The sequence below is a fragment of the Vibrio sp. 1069 genome, assembly GCF_033340555.1.
Genome location: NZ_JAWOWP010000002.1, coordinates 228978 through 248879 on the forward strand (window position 1 = coordinate 228978; position 19902 = coordinate 248879).

Below are 19902 nucleotides of genomic sequence, written 5' to 3' on the forward strand. Positions count from 1 at the left end.
GGTGTAGATTAAGGAACTTGATGGGATATTTTGCTTTTAATTGAATAATGAGTAGTATTAAAAAATGAGCTCTGGCTTAAGGTGTATAAAATCTGCCAAGAAACAAGTGTTATAAAGGTGGAATATACCGAGACTCTATAAAGAAGCAAAAATGTAAGAAAATAGGAATACGTAATGGATTTACGATTAGCGGAATATAAGGACTACGAGCGCATTGCGCATCTTCATGCGGATAGCTGGAAGCGTCATTACCGTGGCATTCTTAGTGATAACTATCTTGAGAAAGAAGCGATTGACGACAAACTACTGATTTGGCAAACCCGTTTGACCAACCCACCATTCAATCAGCACATTGTCTTGGCGGAGGAGGGAGGTTTGCTACTTGGCTTTGTTTGTGTGTTCGGCAACCATGATTTCGAGCGTGGAACCTTTATTGACGCATTGCATGTTGATGACAGTTACCGTGGTCGTGGGATTGGTAAGCAGCTATTACTTGCTGTCGCCGAATGGCAACAGCAGTACTTTAAAGACACAGGTCTTTATTTAGAAGTTGTGTCGCAAAACATTTCTGCGATTGAATTCTATCGCCACATTGGTGGACAAGAGGATCAAGAGCGAACTTGGCGCGCACCTGATGGCAAAGAGGTGTTAGAAAAAGTATTCCGTTGGAAGAACGCCCAGTCATTAGTTAGTGGGATTGAGGAAAACGTGATTTACTCCTAACCTAGCGTTCTAAAACACTAGATAAGAGCAGTCTCAACACTGCTCTTTTTTGTTTATGCACCCTAACGTTATGTTTTATTAAAAGCTTTCTAGAAGTTAACCCCCATGGCTTTTAGTTCGAGCTCACATTGCTGAGCATTTTCAAACTGAATAGCAGCCATGCCAACTGCTCGGGCACCTTCAACATTGTAAGGCATGTCATCAAGAAATACTGTCTCTTCGGGGTTAAGCTGATACTTTGAAAGTAGAGTTTGGTAGATCTCCGCTTGTGGTTTTAGTAATTGAACTTCAGAAGAGATGATTGCTCCATCAAACAGTGGCCAAAACTCATAGGTAGTACGAAGATGTTCCACAATTTCGTTGATGTTGTCTGTGAGCGCATATACGCCATATCCGGCACTTTTTACTCGTTTTAACAGCTCTATACTGCCGTAAAGTAGTATTTGAGTGTGTTTTACATAATAAAAGAAGCGGTCCATTTCTTCCGTCGTTACTTGGTGTTCACGTTGATAACGCTGTTTTGCTTCCCTTTCGGAGATCGTCCCTTTATTTAAATCTTTCCAGATTTGTGATGAAAATAGCATTTGAGCCATTTTCTCTGACTCTACGGAACCACCAAATGTTAAGCGAACGATTTCTACTGGAGACCAGCGTACCAATACATTACCTACATCAAAAATGACATTTTTTATCTGGAAAGAATTCATGACACACCCCAAGCCAATTGTTTGTCACCGCGCTATATGCGGTGAGTGCAGTTTTTAAATCGTTGGAAAGCCGTGCCAAAGGCGCGACTTAAGTTTCTAGAACAAAATGAGATTAACATCCAATTGGATACAGAGCGATTATCGCAAAATTACACTAAACTATATGCAACTTTGTTTATTTGGTTGTAAATCAAGTGCAGCTGTCTTAAAAGATTGAAACTAAAGATAAGTATTGCGAGCTGTTTACGTCATTTCGCGCTGCTTATAAATGATGATTAATATATAATTAGTTAATAATAAAATGATAAAAGTGAATCAAAATCACATTGTTGTGCGTCAGGCGGAGTAAGCAAAACAGATTATATGGACTCGATACGTAAGGTTTATCAATATGCAGAACCAAACCTAACTCTCGTTGGCTGGATGGGGTTTCTTGGCTTTCCGCTGTACTACTTTGTCTGGGAGTTTGCCTTTCCACAGGCTTATGAAAATTTACCTCTTAGATTGTTTTGCTCGTTATTGTTTTTCGGCATCATTTTTAGAAACCGCTTATCATCGACTTGGAGAGATTATGTTCCTATTTACTACCAAGTGACGATAACGCTGTGCTTACCGTTTTTCTTTTTTTATATGTTACTGATGAATGACTGGTCCAATGTATGGGTTATGTCGTTTATGTCTGCAATTTTCTTACACATTTTACTGGTTCATGTTACTAGGGTCATGTTTGCTCAAACCTTTGCTGGGATAGGTTTAGCAACATTCTTCGCTTGGGTTGCAAAAGGGTTCCATCTTGACTTGACCATGGATTGGACTCATGTGCCAATCTTTCTGTTTATTTATGTCTTCGGTAATTTGTTCTATTTTCGTAACCAAGTTGAACATGAAGCGAAAGTCTCGCTGGCAAAATCATTCGGGGCAGGGATTGCACATGAAATGCGTAACCCGTTGAGTGGGCTTTGCACTTCAATAGATGTTATCCAGTCGATCTTGCCCAACATGAAAGAGGCAGGAAAAGAGCAGTACGTCATGAGTGTAGAGGATGTCACCTTATTACGTGAAGTGAGTCAGGATGCAATGAACATTATCCAATCGGGTAATGAAACCATCGATTTATTGCTAACTTCGATTGATGAAAATCGAGTTTCTCGTTCTAGCTTCAAAAAATATTCAGTTCACTCGGTCGTTGAACAGGCAATTGAAAGCTTCAGTTATAAACGTGCCACTGATCGATTTGCCATATCGCTGGATGCGAGAAGTGAGTTTGAGTTTCTAGGTAGTGATACGTTACTTAAATATGTTATGTATAACCTCTTCAAGAATGCCTTCCATCACCGTAAATCTGAAGATTTTCACATACATGTATCCATGATAAGTTCAGAACGCTTTAATCAAATTGTTGTAACCGATAATGGTGCTGGCATTGCTCCTGATGTTCTACGCAATATCTTTCAAGACTTTTACACCACTGGCAAATCAGGAAGTTATGGTTTGGGTCTACCGTTTTGTAAAAAAGTCATGCGTTCATTTGGGGGGAACATTGAGTGTCAATCTCAGTTAGGGGAGTGGTCTCAATTTACATTAACTTTCCCACTAACGACATCTGATACCGTTAATGAAATCAAAAACGATCTGACTAAACTCAAAACCATTCTAACGGTGACTAGCCAAGATATCTTGGTGTCTAAAGTAACAGATATTAGCCGTTTTATGGGCTTTGACTCGACGATTTTAGATGCCAACCAAGTACTCAAAAAGAAAGAGTACGAGTTCGAATTCGATCTGATTTTTATCGATCTTGAGAGCTTAGATCCAAGAGCAAACCAATTGGATAGATTAGAATCTCTCTTGTCTTTCACTGAAGCACGCATCGTTTATCTTTTTGAGCATCATCCGACTCAGAGAGCACGTAAGGCTGCATATGAACCTATTTGGATCGAAACGCAAGCCTGGTTATTGAATACTAAACCAACTATTGAGCGTCTCTTATATGATTCAAGCTATGTATCGACACCAACGGCCTCGGTGACGTTAGATAATTCAAATAAGCGCACAATTATGGTCGTGGATGATAATGAATCTTTGCGTAAATTCACGGCAATGTTACTTGAAAAGCAAGGCTTTGAAGTGATTCAGAAAGAAGACGGGCAGCAGGCTCTGGATACACTAGAGCAAGAAGATGTTGATCTCATTCTGATGGATATCGAAATGCCAATTATGGATGGTGTAGAAGCGTCTAGGCGAATTAGAAGCTCGGATAAAAACTATGCGTCGGTACCTATTATTGCACATACAGGGGATAGTTCACCTGTCACGTTGGACAAAATTGGGTCTTCGGGTATGTCTGACTTCATCGTAAAACCGGCGGATAAAAATCGCTTGTTCGATAAAATCGCAAACTGGATCTAATCATTCGCGGCTTGTTTTCTTGAGGCGAGTTGCTCACAACGAATAACACGAATAAAGAGCTCAGCAAAACTGTTGAGCTCTTTAGTTTTATCTACACACTAACTTACACAAACTCTAAGTCAGGGTGTGCAAATGCTTGTTGGCAGACAGTGAGTACATGATCAACTTCAGCAGCTGTCATGTCGGCATTGACTGAAAAACGGATGATGTTTTTGTTCCTTCCAGTTGCAGGGCGGCAAAACACTGCGCCGTAAACATTTCGCTCTTCGAGAAAATCGCGGACTCGCTCAGTGTTTCTCTCGTTGCCGCATTCTAATGCGATAATTTGTGATTCACTGCGAATAGTAAATCCAATGCGTTTTAAACCAACGGCTAAAGACTTGGCTCTTTCAAACAGAATATCTCGCTTATCATCTGATTTTCTTATGACGTCCAGTGTTTTCTCTAGCCGAATGATCTCTTGCGGTAATACGGTAGAACTAAATATTGCAGGGTACGCCACAAACGGAAGCGTCTTCGCCAGTTTTTCTCGGCCTAAAATCGCGCCAGCACGATAAGCAAATGTCTTGGCAAGACTAACGGTAATAAAATCTACCTTATGAGTTAAGCCAAGACCCTGCAGTACCCCCGCACCTTGTGGACCGTGTGTACCTAAAGAGTGTGATTCATCTACAACCAGGCCGCAGTCAAACTCCTGTGCTATTTCGTAGATATCACGTAGAGGAGCGATGGTCCCGATAGTGCTGTAAACCGAATCCACAACAATGATCCCTGAACCGTGACGTGAAATTTGTTTTCTTAGGTGACTGGTGTTGTTATGCATGAACGGATGAATTTGTGCTCCGGCAATACGTGCGCCTTCCCACAAAGACATATGTGCAAAGAAATCAATGTACACAGGTATGTTCGGTGCACAAATAGTCTGCAATAAACCGACATTCGCAGCCCAACCAGATTGAGAAAGTAGACAACTAGGCATACCAACGAAACTGGCTAGTTGCGTTTCAAATGCAGGTTTCGATTCATCGTCTTGTAAGAAAATCGCGGACATCACGACGTTGTCATCGTGCTGGGAAATCGCATCACGATGCGCGTTTTGAATCTCCTTATTATGAGACAGTGCAAGGTAATCATTGCTTTGCAGGACAACGGCATTACACGGTGGGCGTTTACCAAGAACAAGGTGTTTTTTGTTCTCATTTGGTTCGATTAGATCTTGAATATAAAAATCTAGGCGTTCCTCGATAAAGGAGGGAAGTGGTTTGCTTTGTATAGTTTCACTCATAATAAATCTCTTCTTCATATGGAAAAACGCCAGCGCTGACACTTATTCATATTGCGGATTTTGGGGAGAGTGTCACTAACCAGGTTGCATAAGTTTGCAGACCCTTGCAAACTCGACATTTGAGGGTTGGATGGTGGCTGTAACTCTATAGGGGCCCGGGGTCTAAACTAGTTTGTGCTTAAAGTTTATACGGCGATTTTGCGGTGTTTTTTCGTGCTTCATATCTGGATTTTGGATGAGGAATATAAAGTTTGAAAAGTGAAAAAAATGGGCGCATTAGATAACAAAAAAGGCGCGAAAATCGCGCCTTGAAACATGAGTAGATAAAAGACAAGCTTATCGCTTATTACGTAAATAGCGCTTACGACGCTCTTCTTTACGCTTCGCTTTTTCTTCTTCTTTACGGGCGGTCTCAATCTCGACTTCAATCAGCTCTTGAGTGATCATTTCTGGGCGTTCTAATGTAATTTGGCCCAAAGTGCCTTGACGAAGTTCGTGCAATAAGATCTCTGATACTTTGTGTAAGTCAACACGTCCACCTGCACGTAGTGCACCGCGGCGACGACCAATTTCTTCCATGATCTCGATATCTGATTCTGGAAGCTCTTCAATTTGATAACGCTCTTTAAGTTTGTCTGCATAATGAGCTGCTAGGTATTCAATGGTATAGAATGCGACTTCGTCATATTCCATCGCTGTATCTTTTACCGCGCCAGTAGCCGCAAGGCGGAAGCCACTGTGTGGATTTTCCACTTTTGGCCATAAAATCCCTGGAGTATCAGATAATACGATGCCATTTTGCAGGTTGATACGTTGTTGACGACGTGTAACCGCGGGTTGGTTACCTGTTACAGCGATTGTTCGGCCTGCGAGGGTGTTAATGATCGTCGACTTTCCAACGTTTGGGATACCCATGATCATGGTGCGAATGTTTTTACCAATTTCTTCTCGGTGTGGGGCAAGTTTGCGGCAAAGCTCCATGATTCGATGCACTTCTTGTGGTTCAGAAGTCGTGATCGCCATTGCTTTTACATGTTGCTCTTGCTCCAAGTGCTCAATCCACAGTTGAGTTAACTCTGGATCGGCCAAATCACGTTTGTTCAAAACTTTAACGACAGGTTTGTCACCACGGATTTGAGAAATCAAAGGGTTTTCACTACTGAAAGGAATACGAGCATCCAGTACTTCGATGATCACATCCACTTGAGGGATTGCTTCTTCGATCTCTTTACGTGCTTTGTGCATGTGGCCAGGAAACCACTGGATTGAGTTATTAACCATTTGAATTTAATACCTTAATTTTTCTAATGCTCCAGCGGTTGTAAAAGTAGCAATGTGAGTCTTGAGTAATACAATACTAGAACGCATTTTCTAAAACTGTGTTTACTTCAAGCTGCTCGAAACCGCGGAGTTGAGCTTTCTTTCATGTTAATACGCCAGTTTATCATGGAATGATGATGAATCATTCAAGATGAAAGTAAAAAGCTATGGCGTGCAAACCTAAAAGCACACATCCCTTATGTATACCGACTCGCAGTGAATATCCGTCTGGGTGAGAGACCGAACGCAAACGCTGTGTAGTCAAAGGTGGATTGTGTTGTCAGATTGTTCTGACGAATTTTGGTTTTTTACTTTTATATCAGAGTGTTATTTTTATTTCACTATTGAGCTAAGTTTGACTTTTATCTGACAAAAACTAGTCTGAGCTTCCATTCAGAGGAAGCAGTCATGCTCAGTATTCTTAGAAGTATTACGGTATCGTCCGTCGCCTTAATTTTTTTAGCGAGTTCTTTTTGCTCAACTGCCAAACAGAGTCCTAAACCGAAGGTCATCGTTGGTGTTATTGCGCAAGACGAAGCTAAAGACTCATTTGACGGTAGCGTTGGTCCTTCGTACGGAATTAGTCTTGAGTATTTGTCTAACATTACTAAAGCTTTGGATTATGAGTTAGAACTTCGGACTTACAAGCATATTCCGTCTTTACTTGCGGATGTCGAAAGCAAGAAGATTGATGGTGCGGTTGGATTTAGTAAAACAGCAGCAAGAGAAAAGCGTTTCTTGTTTTCGATGCCTTTCTTTTCGAGCACTATCGCTGTTTGGTATCGGAATGCCACTTACCGAGATAGTGATGCGCGTGATCTTAAATGGGTGTGTGTTGAGGGCAGTGTGTATTGTGACAACCTCACTGAACGTGGTATCGATAAGATACATTATGTTAAAACACGTTTAGAGGCGTTTAATGAAGTTAAGCGAGGTAAAGCGAACGCGCTGATTTACACTTATGTTGGTATTACCCAATATTTGGATTTGAATGACATTGTAAAAGGGGTTGTCGATATTCCCAGTTGGTTGAAAAACGAAGAGGTGAGTTTTATCGCTTCGTTGGACAAACAGAGTCTGATCGATGACATCAACAAAATCCTTCAGTGGGAGCAAAATGGAAAAAACATTCGCTCCGTCGCCTCGAAAAATCCTTACCATATCAGTGATAAGTTATTGGTAGATTACCGACGTAATCATCAAAACAAACTAGTGATAACTTACAGCAGCAGTGACGAAGCTTATCCGTTTCTCTACCGAGATTCGCAAACGGGCGAGTTAGATGGCTTCTTTCCAGATTTTGTCGACTTATTGCAGTCTCGTACTGGCTTGAGCTTTAAGTATGTGAAGCCGACGTCGAGCCTTTCAAATGGATTAACGGCATTTGATGCCGATATAGTCCCCATCTCTTATGTGGGTGAGCTACCTAAGTCAGATTGGTTGTTCACTAAACCATTCATGCACAGTAATTACGTGGCTATCCAAGCGGAGCAGAGCAAGCGCGATAAACCTGCACTGAAAGAAGCGGGTATTCTGCTCACTTTGAAAAAGCAAGGGTTAGTTCATTTGGGCACTTGGCAGCAAGGCCAAGTTGATCATTATGATGATTTGAAAAAGCTGCTTACCGATTTGAAATCGGGCGTTTTGGATGTGGCTTACATTCCTGACGATATCGTTCACAACATGATTGCACAAGATCAAGTCGATGGCTTGGTGATCAATGCGGAGGACGTTTTGACGTTCTCTAATGCATTTGCGGTTGCAAACCACAATACACAACTTCAACACATGTTGAACAGCATCATCGAAACCATTGATTCTAACGAGATCGAAAAACTGCTGCGTTCTCACCGAAGCTTCAAACTGACTTATGGCTATGACGCGGAGCAGATCGCTACATTTGTTGTTGCTGGTTCATTCATATTCTGTCTCATGTTAATTGCGGCGTATTTCATCTTATCTCACATGCGACTTAAAGTGAGGTTAGCCGAATTTAATGCTGACAATGAGGAAGCGGAAAAGCAATGGCTGATGGACATCATCAAAGAGATCAATAGCTTGGTTTTTATCCATAGTGAAAATAACCATATGGAGATGAGCAATTGTGCCAACTACAACAGTAAACAGTGCCAACAATGTAAGTTGAAAAGTGATTCTGCGCACGCTCCTCTGGTGAATAATTTTGATGAACTGACCACTGTTATCGCTGGAAAGCGTATTTCAGAAGAGGTTGCCTCGTCGGGCTGTGAACTTGATATTAAACATGTATATCGAGAACGCAAAGTCATCGCTTCTCCTAGCGGTAAGAACAAGTTTGTACTGACTGTTATTCAAGATATTACCCAGCAAAAAGAACGTGAGCAGGCGTTAATCGATGCGCAAAAAGAAGCGCAAACCGCGGTACGTGCGCGCGAAAACTTTTTGGCAACCATGAGTCACGAATTAAGAACGCCATTGTCGGCAGCACACGGCATCCTCGATTTGCTAAATCGCCAAGTGACGGCAGATTCAAATCGCGAGTTAATTGCCCAAGCCATACGCTCGCTCAATCATTTGAATACGCTAGTAGACGAAGTACTGGATTATTCAAAATTAGAGGCAGGGCACTTAACCGTCGCCCCAGTTAAGACCGACTTGCTTAAAACCTTGTGCGATGTGTTTCGAAGCTTTGAACCACGAGCGCTTGCGAAAGGTTTGGATTACAAAGTGACAATCAAACCATTTTCGAATGCTTTCATTGAAATCGACGCGCTGCGATTGGTGCAAATTACCACCAATCTACTCTCCAATGCGATGAAGTTCACTGCCGAAGGAGAAGTTGGAATCAGTGTCATTCTTCATGAAAAGCAGCTTATTTTGAAAGTGGCGGATTCAGGTATCGGCATGACGGATGACCAACTCGAAGGCATTCTCAATCCTTTTGTTCAAGCGGATGACACTATTACGCGTAAATATGGCGGTACTGGATTGGGGCTAAGCATTGTTGACCGATTGATCGACTGCATGGGCGGCGTGCTCTGCATCGATTCACAATTTGGCTTGGGCACGACGATTACTGTCAGACTGCCAATTGAGCATTGCGACTCTGAGCCAGACGTTTGTTTGAACTGGACGTATAGCGAGAGCTTACCACTTAATATTCGCCAGTGGTGTGACGCGTGGAAAATGCGTCCAGCGACGTTAAAAACAATGGTGGCGCACCTTCACCCTATACACGACAGCGATGCCAGTTTTAATGGCCTAATGCTGCGTGACGAACAAAGGGTACTTGGCAGTCTTACGCTAAGAGAGATTCAATATCCAGATACATTGTTCAATTTGCTCAGCCAAACGCAGCAAGAAACCAAGCTTAGTGACGTAAATCAAGAAGTGGTTTCTTGGGTTCTCGGCACGGTACTGGTCGCAGAAGATAATCCCATTAACCAAAGTGTGATAGCAATGCAGCTTCATGAACTTGGAATCGAACCTGTCATTGTGAATAACGGCCGCGAAGCATGGGAATACATCAACCAAGATGAAAACGTTGTGTTGCTGCTGACCGATTTTCATATGCCAGAAATGGATGGCTATGAGCTTGTTAGGCACGTGAAAAACTCCGAATTTAAAGCAATTCCAATCATCGGTGTGACAGCAGAAGATGCTCGTCTTGCCATTGAACGTACACAGGATATCGGCATTGATGATGTGCTCTACAAGCCCTATGACCTTAATCAATTAAAAACCGTTTTGATTCCATTTATTGGCGAAAAAGAGAGGGGTAGGCTGCCCGGCTGGATTAAACGGTTCAAAGCTCAGGACGCAAAAGAGATTGCGCGCGTGTTTAGTCAATCAATGTCTACAGATATAAAAAACTTAAACGCCGCATCGACTGAGCGAGACAAAAAACGGGTCATTCATGGCATCAAAGGAGCGGTTGGGACGATAGGGGTAAGCATGCTGGCTGAGCTTTGTATTGAGGCAGAACGAGTTACTGCTGCGGAGTTTGACAGGCGAACAGCGGAGCTAATTTTACGAATCGAGCAGGAGATCGAAAACATAAACTATTGGGTAGAGACAAATGAATACACAATTTAATGTGATGGTGATTGATGACCATCCGCTACAAACCACAATACTTACGCAAATATTGGAACGCTATTGCGCGCAAGTCATCCCTTTTAACTGTGTGGATGCCGCTATTCAGAGTGTGCAGGAACAATATTTTGACGTGATTTTTTGTGATATCCAAATGCCCGGAAAAGACGGCATCGATATGATGGAAATGCTCGATAAAGTCCAGTACCAGGGGCAAGTTGTACTGGTCAGTGCAATGGAATTGACCATTATTTCTGCGGTAAGAGCCATGTGCGAGGGATTTAGTTTTGAAGTATTAGGGAAGCTGCCTAAGCCATACGATGAAAATGAAGTCGTTGATTTGTTGGGTAAAATAAAAGATGAAAAAGCGAAACAAGTCAGCTTTGCGCAACCTATTGAAGTGGAAGATCAAGAATTCCTGTTTGCTCTGGCTGAAGGGCGCGTGAAAAATTATTACCAGCCTTTAGTCGATGTGCAAAGTGGGGAAGTGCTTGGGTATGAAGCGCTCGCGCGTTGGAATCATCCTATTTATGGTGTGTTACCCCCTCATTATTTTTTGCCAATTGTAGAGCGTTGCCGCCTTTCTGGAGAGTTGTTTCAAGCTGTATTGAGTAATGTTATCTATGACATGAAACACCGCGGATTGACGCAAAACGTATCCATCAATGTAGACCATGAAAATTTAGAAGATACGGCGTTCTCTCATTACTTTTTACAGCAATGTTTAGAGAGCGAGATTGACCCATCACAAATCACCATTGAAATTACAGAGCGAGATACATTTCAGACTAGCGCGTCCCTGTACAAGAATTTACTCAAGTTGAGGATGAACGGTGTCACTGTCTCAATAGATGATTTTGGCACGGGGTCATCGACGTTTGAAAAACTGGCTCAACTGCCATTCAACGAGTTAAAAATCGATCGTTCGTTTGTACAAGGTGTCGAATGCGATATCAAAAAACGCAACATCGTTGTTGCTATTTGCGCGTTAGCGAAAAGTTTGAATATACGACTGGTCGCGGAAGGTATTGAAGACGAAGTCACACTGCAAGCGATACGTGAGTATGGCATTGATCTTTGCCAAGGCTTCTACATTGATAAACCCATGCCACTAGAAGCCATAACCATACTAAATGAAAGATATGAATAAATTGAATTACTTGATCTTTGACGATCATCCTCTCGTTTGTGTTGCAATCAAGTCGTTGCTGGAAGAGTTAGGTAAAACAAATGGGGTATTTACTGCAACATCAGCGAAGATGGCATTACAAATATTGAAAAAGGAAGAAATTCAACTGTTGATCTTAGATGTGAACTTGGCAGATTGCGATGGGTTTGATTTCTACAAACGTATCAAATCCCATGGTTATGAAGGCAAAGTCATTTTCTTCTCCGCTGAAACTAGCCAAATGTACAGCCAAATGGCTTTTCGTTCTGGCGCTGATGGCTATGTGTGTAAATCGGAAAATCACGACATTCTTAAAGACGCGATAGAAGCGGTAGAGAAGGGGTATACCTTCTTCAAATTTAAGCAAGTTGTTAACAGCGTTCGAGAAATGCCACAACTTTCAAGCAGAGAAAGTGCAGTAATGAAGTATTTACTACAAGGAAAGTCCAATAGAGAAATCGCTTCAGTGCTATCAATAAGTGACAAAACAGTCAGCACATACAAACGCCGTCTATTGGATAAATTTAACGTAAAGAACATTGTTGAGCTAACAAGAGTGGCGGGGGCGTAAGACCGCATCATGACACTTAAAAGTATCGCGTTGTCTCTTTTCATCGCAACATTACTATTCGTCACTTCTGTCACAATGATTGGTGCGGTGTTAATTTCTTATGAAGTAAAGCAGTTCAACACTTACGCGAATAATTTAGCCAAAATAAAACAAAAAGTAATTCTCATGGGGCTATTGACGGAAGCGCAGCTCGAGCAATACAAAGGCATGAGCGTGAGTGAAGTAGAAGCGCAAACAGAGCTGAGCTTTCAAGATGCGATTTACTCCCTGTCACCTTATGAAAAACTCAATTACGTTGAAGCTGTTGCACGGAAATCGCTTCATCAGGCTGAAGCGTATTTATCAAATGCGTTCAATCGACAAAATGCCGTTATGTATTTTCGTTCTTATACTGGAAACAAACTCATCTTAGAGAGACCGATTGAAGCGCTAGAGGGAGTGAAAGCTACATTTGATGTTGATTGGTGTAAAAGTAACTATTCTTGTGTGTTAGCCGCGTGGAAAGAGCAACTAACGGACCGGGTATTGTTTTCCCTACCATTTAAAACGACATACTCCGATGACATGGCGATAAGCATCATGAGTCCGGTTTACTTTCAAGGTGAGTTAGTGGGAGAGTTCTCGGAACAATTATACCTCTCGCCGCTTTATAATGATGGGAAAGCGGTGGATGTTCAAATAGCGAATGGGAACAAACAAATGGTGATTTATTTCGCTGGCTACCCCTTTCCATCATTCGCGTACACCCAATCATATGTCGCAGACAACAACAATCTTATCGTTTTCATGTACCCATTCAGTAAAATTGTATTGGATTACGTGTTCTTGTTTATCATCTTCTTTTTCGTAACCTTAGCGTATTACAACAAAGCTTATGAATCTAAAGAGAGCAAACTTCGCCTCGCGAAAGCACTGACGAACGTGACGAAAGATGATTTAACGGGATTGTTTAACCGCAGAGTTTTTCAAGATAGCGAGTTCAAACGTCGTTTGGAAACCGCGCCATATTCCGTCATTGCAATAGATGGCGATAGGATCAAGCGAATCAATGACCATTACGGTCACCATGTAGGGGACGAAGTTATTGGAATTATTGCTGATGCTATGTCTAAAGTGTTTCGAAATAGTGATTATCTAGTTCGAACTGGTGGTGATGAGTTTGTTGCGATTCTGCCGGGTTGCAGTATCAGTCAATCTTCAATATTGGCGAAGAAGCTTCGTAGTGTCGTTAAAGATAACCGACTAAAGACCTTGGATATCGAGGTTAGTGTGAGTACTGGTATCGCGGCGAATGAATTACACGAAACGCTTCAGGACGTTATTGTACGTGCAGATGAAGATCTCTATGAGATGAAAAAACACAGACAAAAGTCCCATTAAGCAGGTCTGGTATTGACTCAATGTTAAGTTACGGAACATAACCATGACATAACTGTTTGATTAATTTGACCAAACAGAATGAGTGGTCTTTTATATTAGAGCAGTCAACAAATAGTGATTGCTCTATTTATTCTCGACCTTACATCTGGTGTCGCACGTGAACAAAGATCTCGACTTAAACTTACTTAAAATACTTGTCTTACTGGATAAGCACCGTCAGCTCAAGCCCGTTGCGAAAGCGATGGGGAAGAGCGAAGCGTCAATTAGCAAATACCTTGCCCGATTGCGACTCCAGCTAAACGATGAATTGTTTATTCGGCATCCTCACCACATGGAACCGACGGACTATTTAAAACGTCAATTACCTAAAATTTCCGATGCACTCGAGAAGCTTGAAACTTGTCTAATTAGAGATGAGTTTGAACCGGAAAATTACGAAAAAGACATCACCATTTGTTTGCCGCAAACCGCTCAATACTCATTTGGGCATTTACTTGCAATGGATTTAATGGCGCTGTTTCCCAAGGCGCACATTTCGATAGCAACGATTACAGAGTATACGATAGAAGAGATAATCCTAGGCAAAGTGGATGCGCAGTTACATTACTTCAACGAGGATGTTCCGAAATCTGTTTATCAGAAGTTCATCGGCTATGCGCCTGCTGTGGTAGTTGTCCCTGAAGAGCTGGGAATTACCACCCTGGAAGAAGCGGCCAAACTTCCCTTTATCATGTTAGAGATTATCGGTTGGAAAGAGAAAGAGCAGCTCGTTAAGCGTGCAATGGAAAGCCACGGTATGGTCATCAACCGTATTGCGGCTCTAGACAACGTAAGCAGCGTATTGAAGCTAATTAAGCAAAAAAGCGCCGCAACCGTATTACTTGAATATCAGGCGCCAATTGATGGATATAAATTTATAAGAGTGCCAGAGCATTTTTACCCAGATGGCTGGCCAAAAGTGGTTGTACAGGTGAAGCAAAGCTTAAGACATGATGCAATGCACCAGTTGTTAATCGGTGCTATTGCAAAATACATGAGCGCTTAGCGGCAAAACTCAATGTTTTCTGACTGAGGAACAGTATGCAGAAGTTCAATCAACGTGTCCGCATGGTACTTTTTCAGAATACGCGTTTTGTAGGTGCTGATTGTTTTAGCGCTGAGTGAAAGTTGTTCAGAAATCTTCTTATTTGAGTAGCCTTGTACAAGATAATGGAACACCATGGCTTCGCGATTTGAAAGTGTTACGTTACCCGACGATGGTGTGTGAGTCGACTTAAACATTGAGTAACCGCGTGAAACACTCACAATTGCGTCGATAATGGTCTCTCTTGTTTCATGTTTGCTTAAGAAGCCGTTGGCGCCCATTTCGTACGCTGCTTTAGAAAGACTCGAGTAGTCGCGTGAAGAAACAAATAACAGTCGGCCACGATATCCCGTCGCTAAAATGTTTTTGGCTAAACGCATACCATCGCGGTCGCCAAGCACTACGTCTAGAATAATCAAATCAATCTTTTGGCCTCGAACAAGATCCATCACTTCCGCACTGTCAGTGGTTTGAATCACTTCAGCTGCGTTGATTACGGATTCAACTAGAGAAGCAAGTGCTTCGCTATACAATGGTTGAGCGTCGATAATAAGAACATTATTCAAAGTTAACCTCACCTAATACATCAACTAGTGTGCTGTCAGGCGACAGCGCAATTGGATGAATAGGATTGTAGGAAAAACCTTGCTAAGAGGAAGGAAAATGACTCTTTCCAAAAGTGAAAATCAGTGTCTTGATTATGGGAATAGCGATGTCAGGTATTGAAATACCTAGTGATAGGATGATTACTTAAAACTTACGTTGACAGAAAACTAACAAACTGAAAGTGTTCTTTCAGTGTTCTATGCCTTCAGATTTTCTTGTGATGTTTCTAGCGCTTCGATTTAAACCCGTGTGTTAGCAAGCGCAGTTTTATACCAAGCCACTTGAAGAGAGCTTGTTCTACACCAGGCATGAGCACGCTAGCCAACTTTGTACTGATATCTGTTAGATAGGTTTGGCTATTGACGCTGAACATCACTTCAAATTATTTCTAAACTTTTCATTGACTCGGCCGCTAAAAGTGGAGGTGTTAATTCGCACTTTGGCCACTCATAATGTCGTGTTCAAAAATGAGACAATTTTACATGGTTTGGTATGGAAATGTGCGTTAGCCGTCCTTTTGATGGTTTACAAATTTTGTTGTAACGACTAAAAAGGACTTTTGGATTTTTAGCCAGAGAATGGCTTCTCATGGCGTTTGCATCAAACTTTTTCTGATGCGTATTTTTGGTTGGATAATTGGCTTTATGAGTAACGTAACCAGCACCATTTTGACAGAAAGTGGTACCAATGAGCTTGAAATCATCGAGTTTCATTTAGAAAAAACATTGCCAGATGGCAGCACAAAAACTTGTTATTACGGCATTAACGTTGCGAAAGTACGAGAAGTGATTCGCGTGCCAGAAACAACCGATTATCCAAACGCACAACCTCATATGATTGGTGTGTTCTCATCCAGAGATGTACTGACGCCTTTAGTAGATTTAGCTGGTTGGTTAGGTGTGCCAACACGACAAGATCTGGAGCGCAAGTTTGTAATCGTTACGGATTTCAACAAAATGACCAATGGCTTCTTAATTGACAGCATTTCGCGTATTCATCGTATCTCTTGGAATGATGTGGAATCACCAAGTCAGTTTTTGGAAGCGGGCGAACAAGATTGTGTAGTAGCCGTTGTCCGTAAAGAAGGCAACCTGATCATGATTCTCGACTTTGAAAAAATCATCGCAGACATCAACCCAGAATTGAGTATGGAAAAATACGATGTGAAAGGGGACAAGTCGGTGGATCTCAACCAGAGAATGGTCGGTAAGCGTAATGCGAAAACGATCATGGTGGTGGATGACTCAGCATTTATTCGCTCTTTGATCCAAGATACATTAGCTTCTTCAGGCTACAATGTGATCACATGTAAAGACGGTGGTGAGGCGCATGAGAAGTTGATGAGCTTGATCGAGGTTGCGAAAGAAGAAAACTTGCCAGTTAAAGAGCTATTAGATGCGGTGGTTACGGACGTAGAAATGCCTCGAATGGATGGTATGCACTTAGTGAAGAGACTACGCGATACCGAAGCGTTTCATGAAATGCCGATCATTATGTTCTCGTCATTGATGAGTGAGGATAACCGAGCGAAAGCACTATCTCTTGGCGCAAATGATACGATTACCAAGCCAGAGATTGGCCGCATGGTGAATATGATGGATAAATACGTGTTTAACTTTGCGTAAAAAACCGATCAGATGAAACAAATAAGGCTGCCGATTGGCAGCCTTATTTTTATTGAGGGCAGGGAAGAATATCTAAGGTGTAACTCTCGTTTGGAGTCTGCGGTGGCCCATATAAAATTCCGCATTGTGTAAGGCTAGCTCTTTTTTCGTCGGCTGCAGCAATGACCATTTCGCGAGTTGTTGAACCAGCCGGGTGATGAAATGTTTTCCAATCCGAGTCTTCTTCGTTCAGTCCTTGCACGAGTAACTTCATCGATTCGCTATCAGAATCAGGATATCCATATAAAAAAACACAGCGCTTTGAACCACCAATATTACAGCCGTCAAATGGTAAATCTGCCATTAAAGCACTGTCTACGAAGTTTGAAACGTAAGGCTTGCTTTCCAACCCCGCAATCGCCATTTTCCTATAACCGACGCCTAATGCTGACGCAATAGCGCCTTTCATTCCTTCCAAACGAGCTTCACGTGCATCACTTTGAAGGTTTAAAAAGCGTGGCGCGGCAGTGACAGCAAGAATACCGAGCACGACAATAACTACGACTAACTCTATTAGAGTAAATCCCGTTTGTTTTTTCATATTATTTTCACAGCAAGTTAAAGGTAGAAAAATACTGACCGTACACTTGTTTATTGTGTAAATAAGTACGGTAATGATAAATCGATCAGTAGTATAAAGAGGTGAGTTGTAAAGTGCTATACCGACGCCGCACTAATTGACTGAATCCATTAAATGCAACGGAGAATTCACGGGTCTAATTCTGCTAGATTTTAAGAGGTCATTAATTCCGCTGAAGAAATGCTGCGTGAACAGGCGAGCATGAATCCTCTTCGATGTAAGCAAACATGTACATCAGCGGAATGAAATACAAAATGCAAATGAGGGCGAACCGCACAAATGGATTGTCTTTTTATTCACTTTGATGAATGCTACGCGGAATTCATATCGCAGTATGCCTGAGGTATTCACCATGTGAATGTGCTTTGGTTTTGTGTTTATTTTTCAAATATAAGAATAATCTAAATGGAATTCGATTCGATAAACTTCCTTGCAATAGGTTTGATATTTCTTGGCTCTTATGTCCAGACCGCAATCGGTTTTGGCTTGGCTATTGTTGCCGCACCTTTACTGATTCTTTGGGCGCCAGAATATGTTCCTGCGCCAATCTGTTTAGTCGCGTTATTTATTTCGTTGATGAATGCGATGAAGCACCGCAGTAGTGTTGAAATCGGCGGCTTAAAGATGGCGTTGATTGGGCGAGTGCCGGGATCAATTGCTGGTGGCTTGCTACTCTTTTTTGTATCTACACAAACTCTCACGCTTTGGATTGGTTTGTTGGTGCTGTTTGCAGTCTTGGTGAGTGTTTTACCGTTTCGGGTTGAGCCTACGCCTTCGCGTATGACATGTGCTGGCTTCTTTTCTGGGTTGTTTGGTACCAGTTCTGCGATTGGAGGCCCTCCGATGGCGTTATTGTTGCAGCATCAAGAAGCAAATCAGTTACGCGGCAACTTATCGGCTTTTTTTGTTTTCAGTTCGATTATTTCACTAATAGTACAAATCCCAGTGGGCTTCTTCACATTGCATCATTTGGTCATTACTATTCCTCTATTACCTGCTGCGGCGCTTGGTTACTGGCTAGCAATGAAAACTACCCAGTCGTTACCAAAAGAAAAGATTCGGTTTGGGGCACTTATGTTGTGTTTTGTGAGTGGCTTTACCGCCGTCGTACAAGCGTTGAGCCAATAATGCCATCTGCATCATAAAGTCACTGCGGGATTGCATTCCTTTTTATGTATGGCGGACTTGTTTACTTACGCCAAATTGGTCGTTTAGATGGGCGATAGTTTTATGAATAACACTCGTTATGGCACTTTTATGGCAGCATTCTCCTTTGTGATCTGGGGATTGCTACCAATTTATTATCGTTATTTACCGAATGCTTCTATGGATGAGTTGCTAGCATGGCGAATCATTGGGTCTGTACCTGTCGGGTTTCTAATTGTACTTGGGATAACCCGTCGAGGGCTGAATTGGAAAGAAATCTGGCTTGATAAAAAATCCTTGTGGTACACGTTTGTGGCGAGCAGTTTGATGTGTATTTCTTGGAGTGCGTTCACTTGGGCTTTGACCCATCATCGGGTCATCGATGCCAGCTTAGGCTTCTTTATTGGACCATTAGTATCTGTTGCGCTGGGCGTATTTATTCTTGGGGATAGGCTCTCAAAAGGCAAACTTATTGCAATCGTGCTGGCAACAATTGGTGTTATGTATCAAGTGATTCACTATGGTCAGCTACCCGTTATCGCACTAACGATGGGGTTGTTCTTTGCTTTGTATGGGCTGTACAAGAAGAAGATAAATTATGACTGGAGTACAACCTTGTTTGTTGAGGCGTTGTTACTGACTCCAGTTGCACTCGCATATTTGCTCTATAAACAATGGGCAACTGGTGAACTGGCTTCGGGCACAGATACCACAACATTGCTTTTGTATTTTGGCAGTGCACCTATCACACTTTTACCACTCGTATTTTATTCTATCGCAATACGTATAACTAATTTATCAACCGTCGGTCTAATGCAATACATCGAGCCAAGCTTGCAGTTTGTGTTGGCAGTTATGTTTTTTGGCGAGTTGTTTGACGAAGTGAAGGCGGTGACCTTTGCATTTATTTGGGTAGGGCTGTTGTTCACAATTTTTGAAAGTATTATCAAAGGGCATCGGCGCAAAAAGCTGGTCAAACACCCCTTATAGTGGTTTCAATATTCTCACATATTAGCTTCTTTATTCTTATGCCCTCCATTCGAGGGCATTTTTAATGTCATGAAGCATTGGCTTTCGTTTTTTGCCCGAATAGAAATCATAACTTGAGATTATTTGACGCATTATCATAATGATACCGCTATAGTTATAGCCAAGTGACACGCTTATATAAGTGAAAACCAGATC

At 41.9% G+C, this 19902-nt stretch carries 15 protein-coding genes; 10 read left to right on the plus strand and 5 right to left on the minus strand.

Annotation, left to right across the window (positions count from 1 at the left end; all coding sequences use genetic code 11):
- The first annotated feature begins 174 nt into the window (after nt 1-174).
- The gene (locus R7040_RS04080) at nt 175-723 is read left to right on the plus strand and encodes a GNAT family N-acetyltransferase (RefSeq protein ID WP_005376525.1); all 549 of its coding nucleotides are present in this window, start codon (nt 175-177) and stop codon (nt 721-723) included.
- A gap of 89 nt (nt 724-812) precedes the next feature.
- Here the strand turns inward: R7040_RS04080 and R7040_RS04085 are convergent, their stop codons facing one another.
- Nucleotides 813-1430: an HAD family hydrolase gene (locus R7040_RS04085; RefSeq protein ID WP_130546252.1), complete on the minus strand. Its 618-nt coding sequence runs from the start codon at nt 1428-1430 to the stop codon at nt 813-815.
- 363 nt (nt 1431-1793) lie between these two features.
- Here R7040_RS04085 and R7040_RS04090 point away from each other — a divergent pair, with 363 nt between their 5' ends.
- Nucleotides 1794-3839 carry a response regulator gene (locus R7040_RS04090; RefSeq protein ID WP_064369289.1) on the plus strand — a complete coding sequence of 682 codons (2046 nt, stop codon included), beginning with the start codon at nt 1794-1796 and terminating at the stop codon, nt 3837-3839.
- Between the two features lie 103 nt (nt 3840-3942).
- Here R7040_RS04090 and cqsA read toward each other — a convergent pair whose 3' ends face one another.
- Nucleotides 3943-5124, minus strand: coding sequence for an alpha-hydroxyketone-type quorum-sensing autoinducer synthase (cqsA, locus tag R7040_RS04095; protein WP_318095423.1), 1182 nt, complete (start codon nt 5122-5124; stop codon nt 3943-3945).
- Nucleotides 5125-5460: 336 nt separating this feature from the next.
- A complete protein-coding gene (gene ylqF, locus R7040_RS04100) occupies nt 5461-6405 on the minus strand; it encodes a ribosome biogenesis GTPase YlqF (RefSeq protein ID WP_005376521.1) in 945 nt (314 codons plus the stop codon).
- A 447-nt stretch (nt 6406-6852) separates the two neighbouring features.
- On the opposite strand from ylqF, the gene R7040_RS04105 reads away from it, so the two are divergent.
- The 5 genes from R7040_RS04105 to R7040_RS04125 all read left to right on the plus strand — a co-directional run bounded on the left by R7040_RS04105 (nt 6853) and on the right by R7040_RS04125 (nt 14682).
- Nucleotides 6853-10518, plus strand: a complete 3666-nt coding sequence (locus R7040_RS04105) for an ATP-binding protein (RefSeq protein WP_318095424.1) — start codon at nt 6853-6855, stop codon at nt 10516-10518.
- Nucleotides 10502-11668 (plus strand): EAL domain-containing response regulator, encoded by a 1167-nt coding sequence (locus R7040_RS04110; RefSeq protein WP_054576033.1) that lies wholly within the window; start codon nt 10502-10504, stop codon nt 11666-11668. The genes R7040_RS04105 and R7040_RS04110 overlap by 17 nt, the downstream gene beginning before the upstream one ends.
- Complete coding sequence (locus tag R7040_RS04115) at nt 11661-12257, plus strand: response regulator transcription factor (protein ID WP_017635347.1); 597 nt, start codon at nt 11661-11663, stop codon at nt 12255-12257. Before R7040_RS04110 ends, R7040_RS04115 begins: the two co-directional genes overlap by 8 nt.
- A 9-nt stretch (nt 12258-12266) precedes the next feature.
- Nucleotides 12267-13637: a GGDEF domain-containing protein gene (locus R7040_RS04120; protein ID WP_318095425.1), complete on the plus strand. Its 1371-nt coding sequence runs from the start codon at nt 12267-12269 to the stop codon at nt 13635-13637.
- Nucleotides 13638-13794: 157 nt separating this feature from the next.
- Nucleotides 13795-14682: a LysR family transcriptional regulator gene (locus R7040_RS04125; RefSeq protein WP_017635345.1), complete on the plus strand. Its 888-nt coding sequence runs from the start codon at nt 13795-13797 to the stop codon at nt 14680-14682.
- Here the strand turns inward: R7040_RS04125 and R7040_RS04130 are convergent.
- Nucleotides 14679-15287, minus strand: coding sequence for a response regulator transcription factor (locus tag R7040_RS04130; protein WP_318081075.1), 609 nt, complete (start codon nt 15285-15287; stop codon nt 14679-14681). The genes R7040_RS04125 and R7040_RS04130 overlap by 4 nt on opposite strands.
- 684 nt (nt 15288-15971) lie before the next feature.
- Here R7040_RS04130 and R7040_RS04135 point away from each other — a divergent pair.
- Nucleotides 15972-16952: a chemotaxis protein gene (locus R7040_RS04135; RefSeq protein ID WP_025998672.1), complete on the plus strand. Its 981-nt coding sequence runs from the start codon at nt 15972-15974 to the stop codon at nt 16950-16952.
- 49 nt (nt 16953-17001) lie between these two features.
- On the opposite strand, the gene R7040_RS04140 is transcribed toward R7040_RS04135, so the two are convergent.
- On the minus strand, nt 17002-17532 hold the full coding sequence (locus tag R7040_RS04140) for a prepilin-type N-terminal cleavage/methylation domain-containing protein (RefSeq protein WP_318095426.1): 531 nt from the start codon (nt 17530-17532) through the stop codon (nt 17002-17004).
- Between the two features lie 444 nt (nt 17533-17976).
- Here R7040_RS04140 and R7040_RS04145 point away from each other — a divergent pair, with 444 nt between their 5' ends.
- Complete coding sequence (locus R7040_RS04145) at nt 17977-18699, plus strand: sulfite exporter TauE/SafE family protein (protein ID WP_005390054.1); 723 nt, start codon at nt 17977-17979, stop codon at nt 18697-18699.
- 102 nt (nt 18700-18801) lie between these two features.
- Nucleotides 18802-19707, plus strand: a complete 906-nt coding sequence (rarD, locus tag R7040_RS04150) for an EamA family transporter RarD (protein ID WP_031778926.1) — start codon at nt 18802-18804, stop codon at nt 19705-19707.
- Nucleotides 19708-19902: the final 195 nt, after the last annotated feature.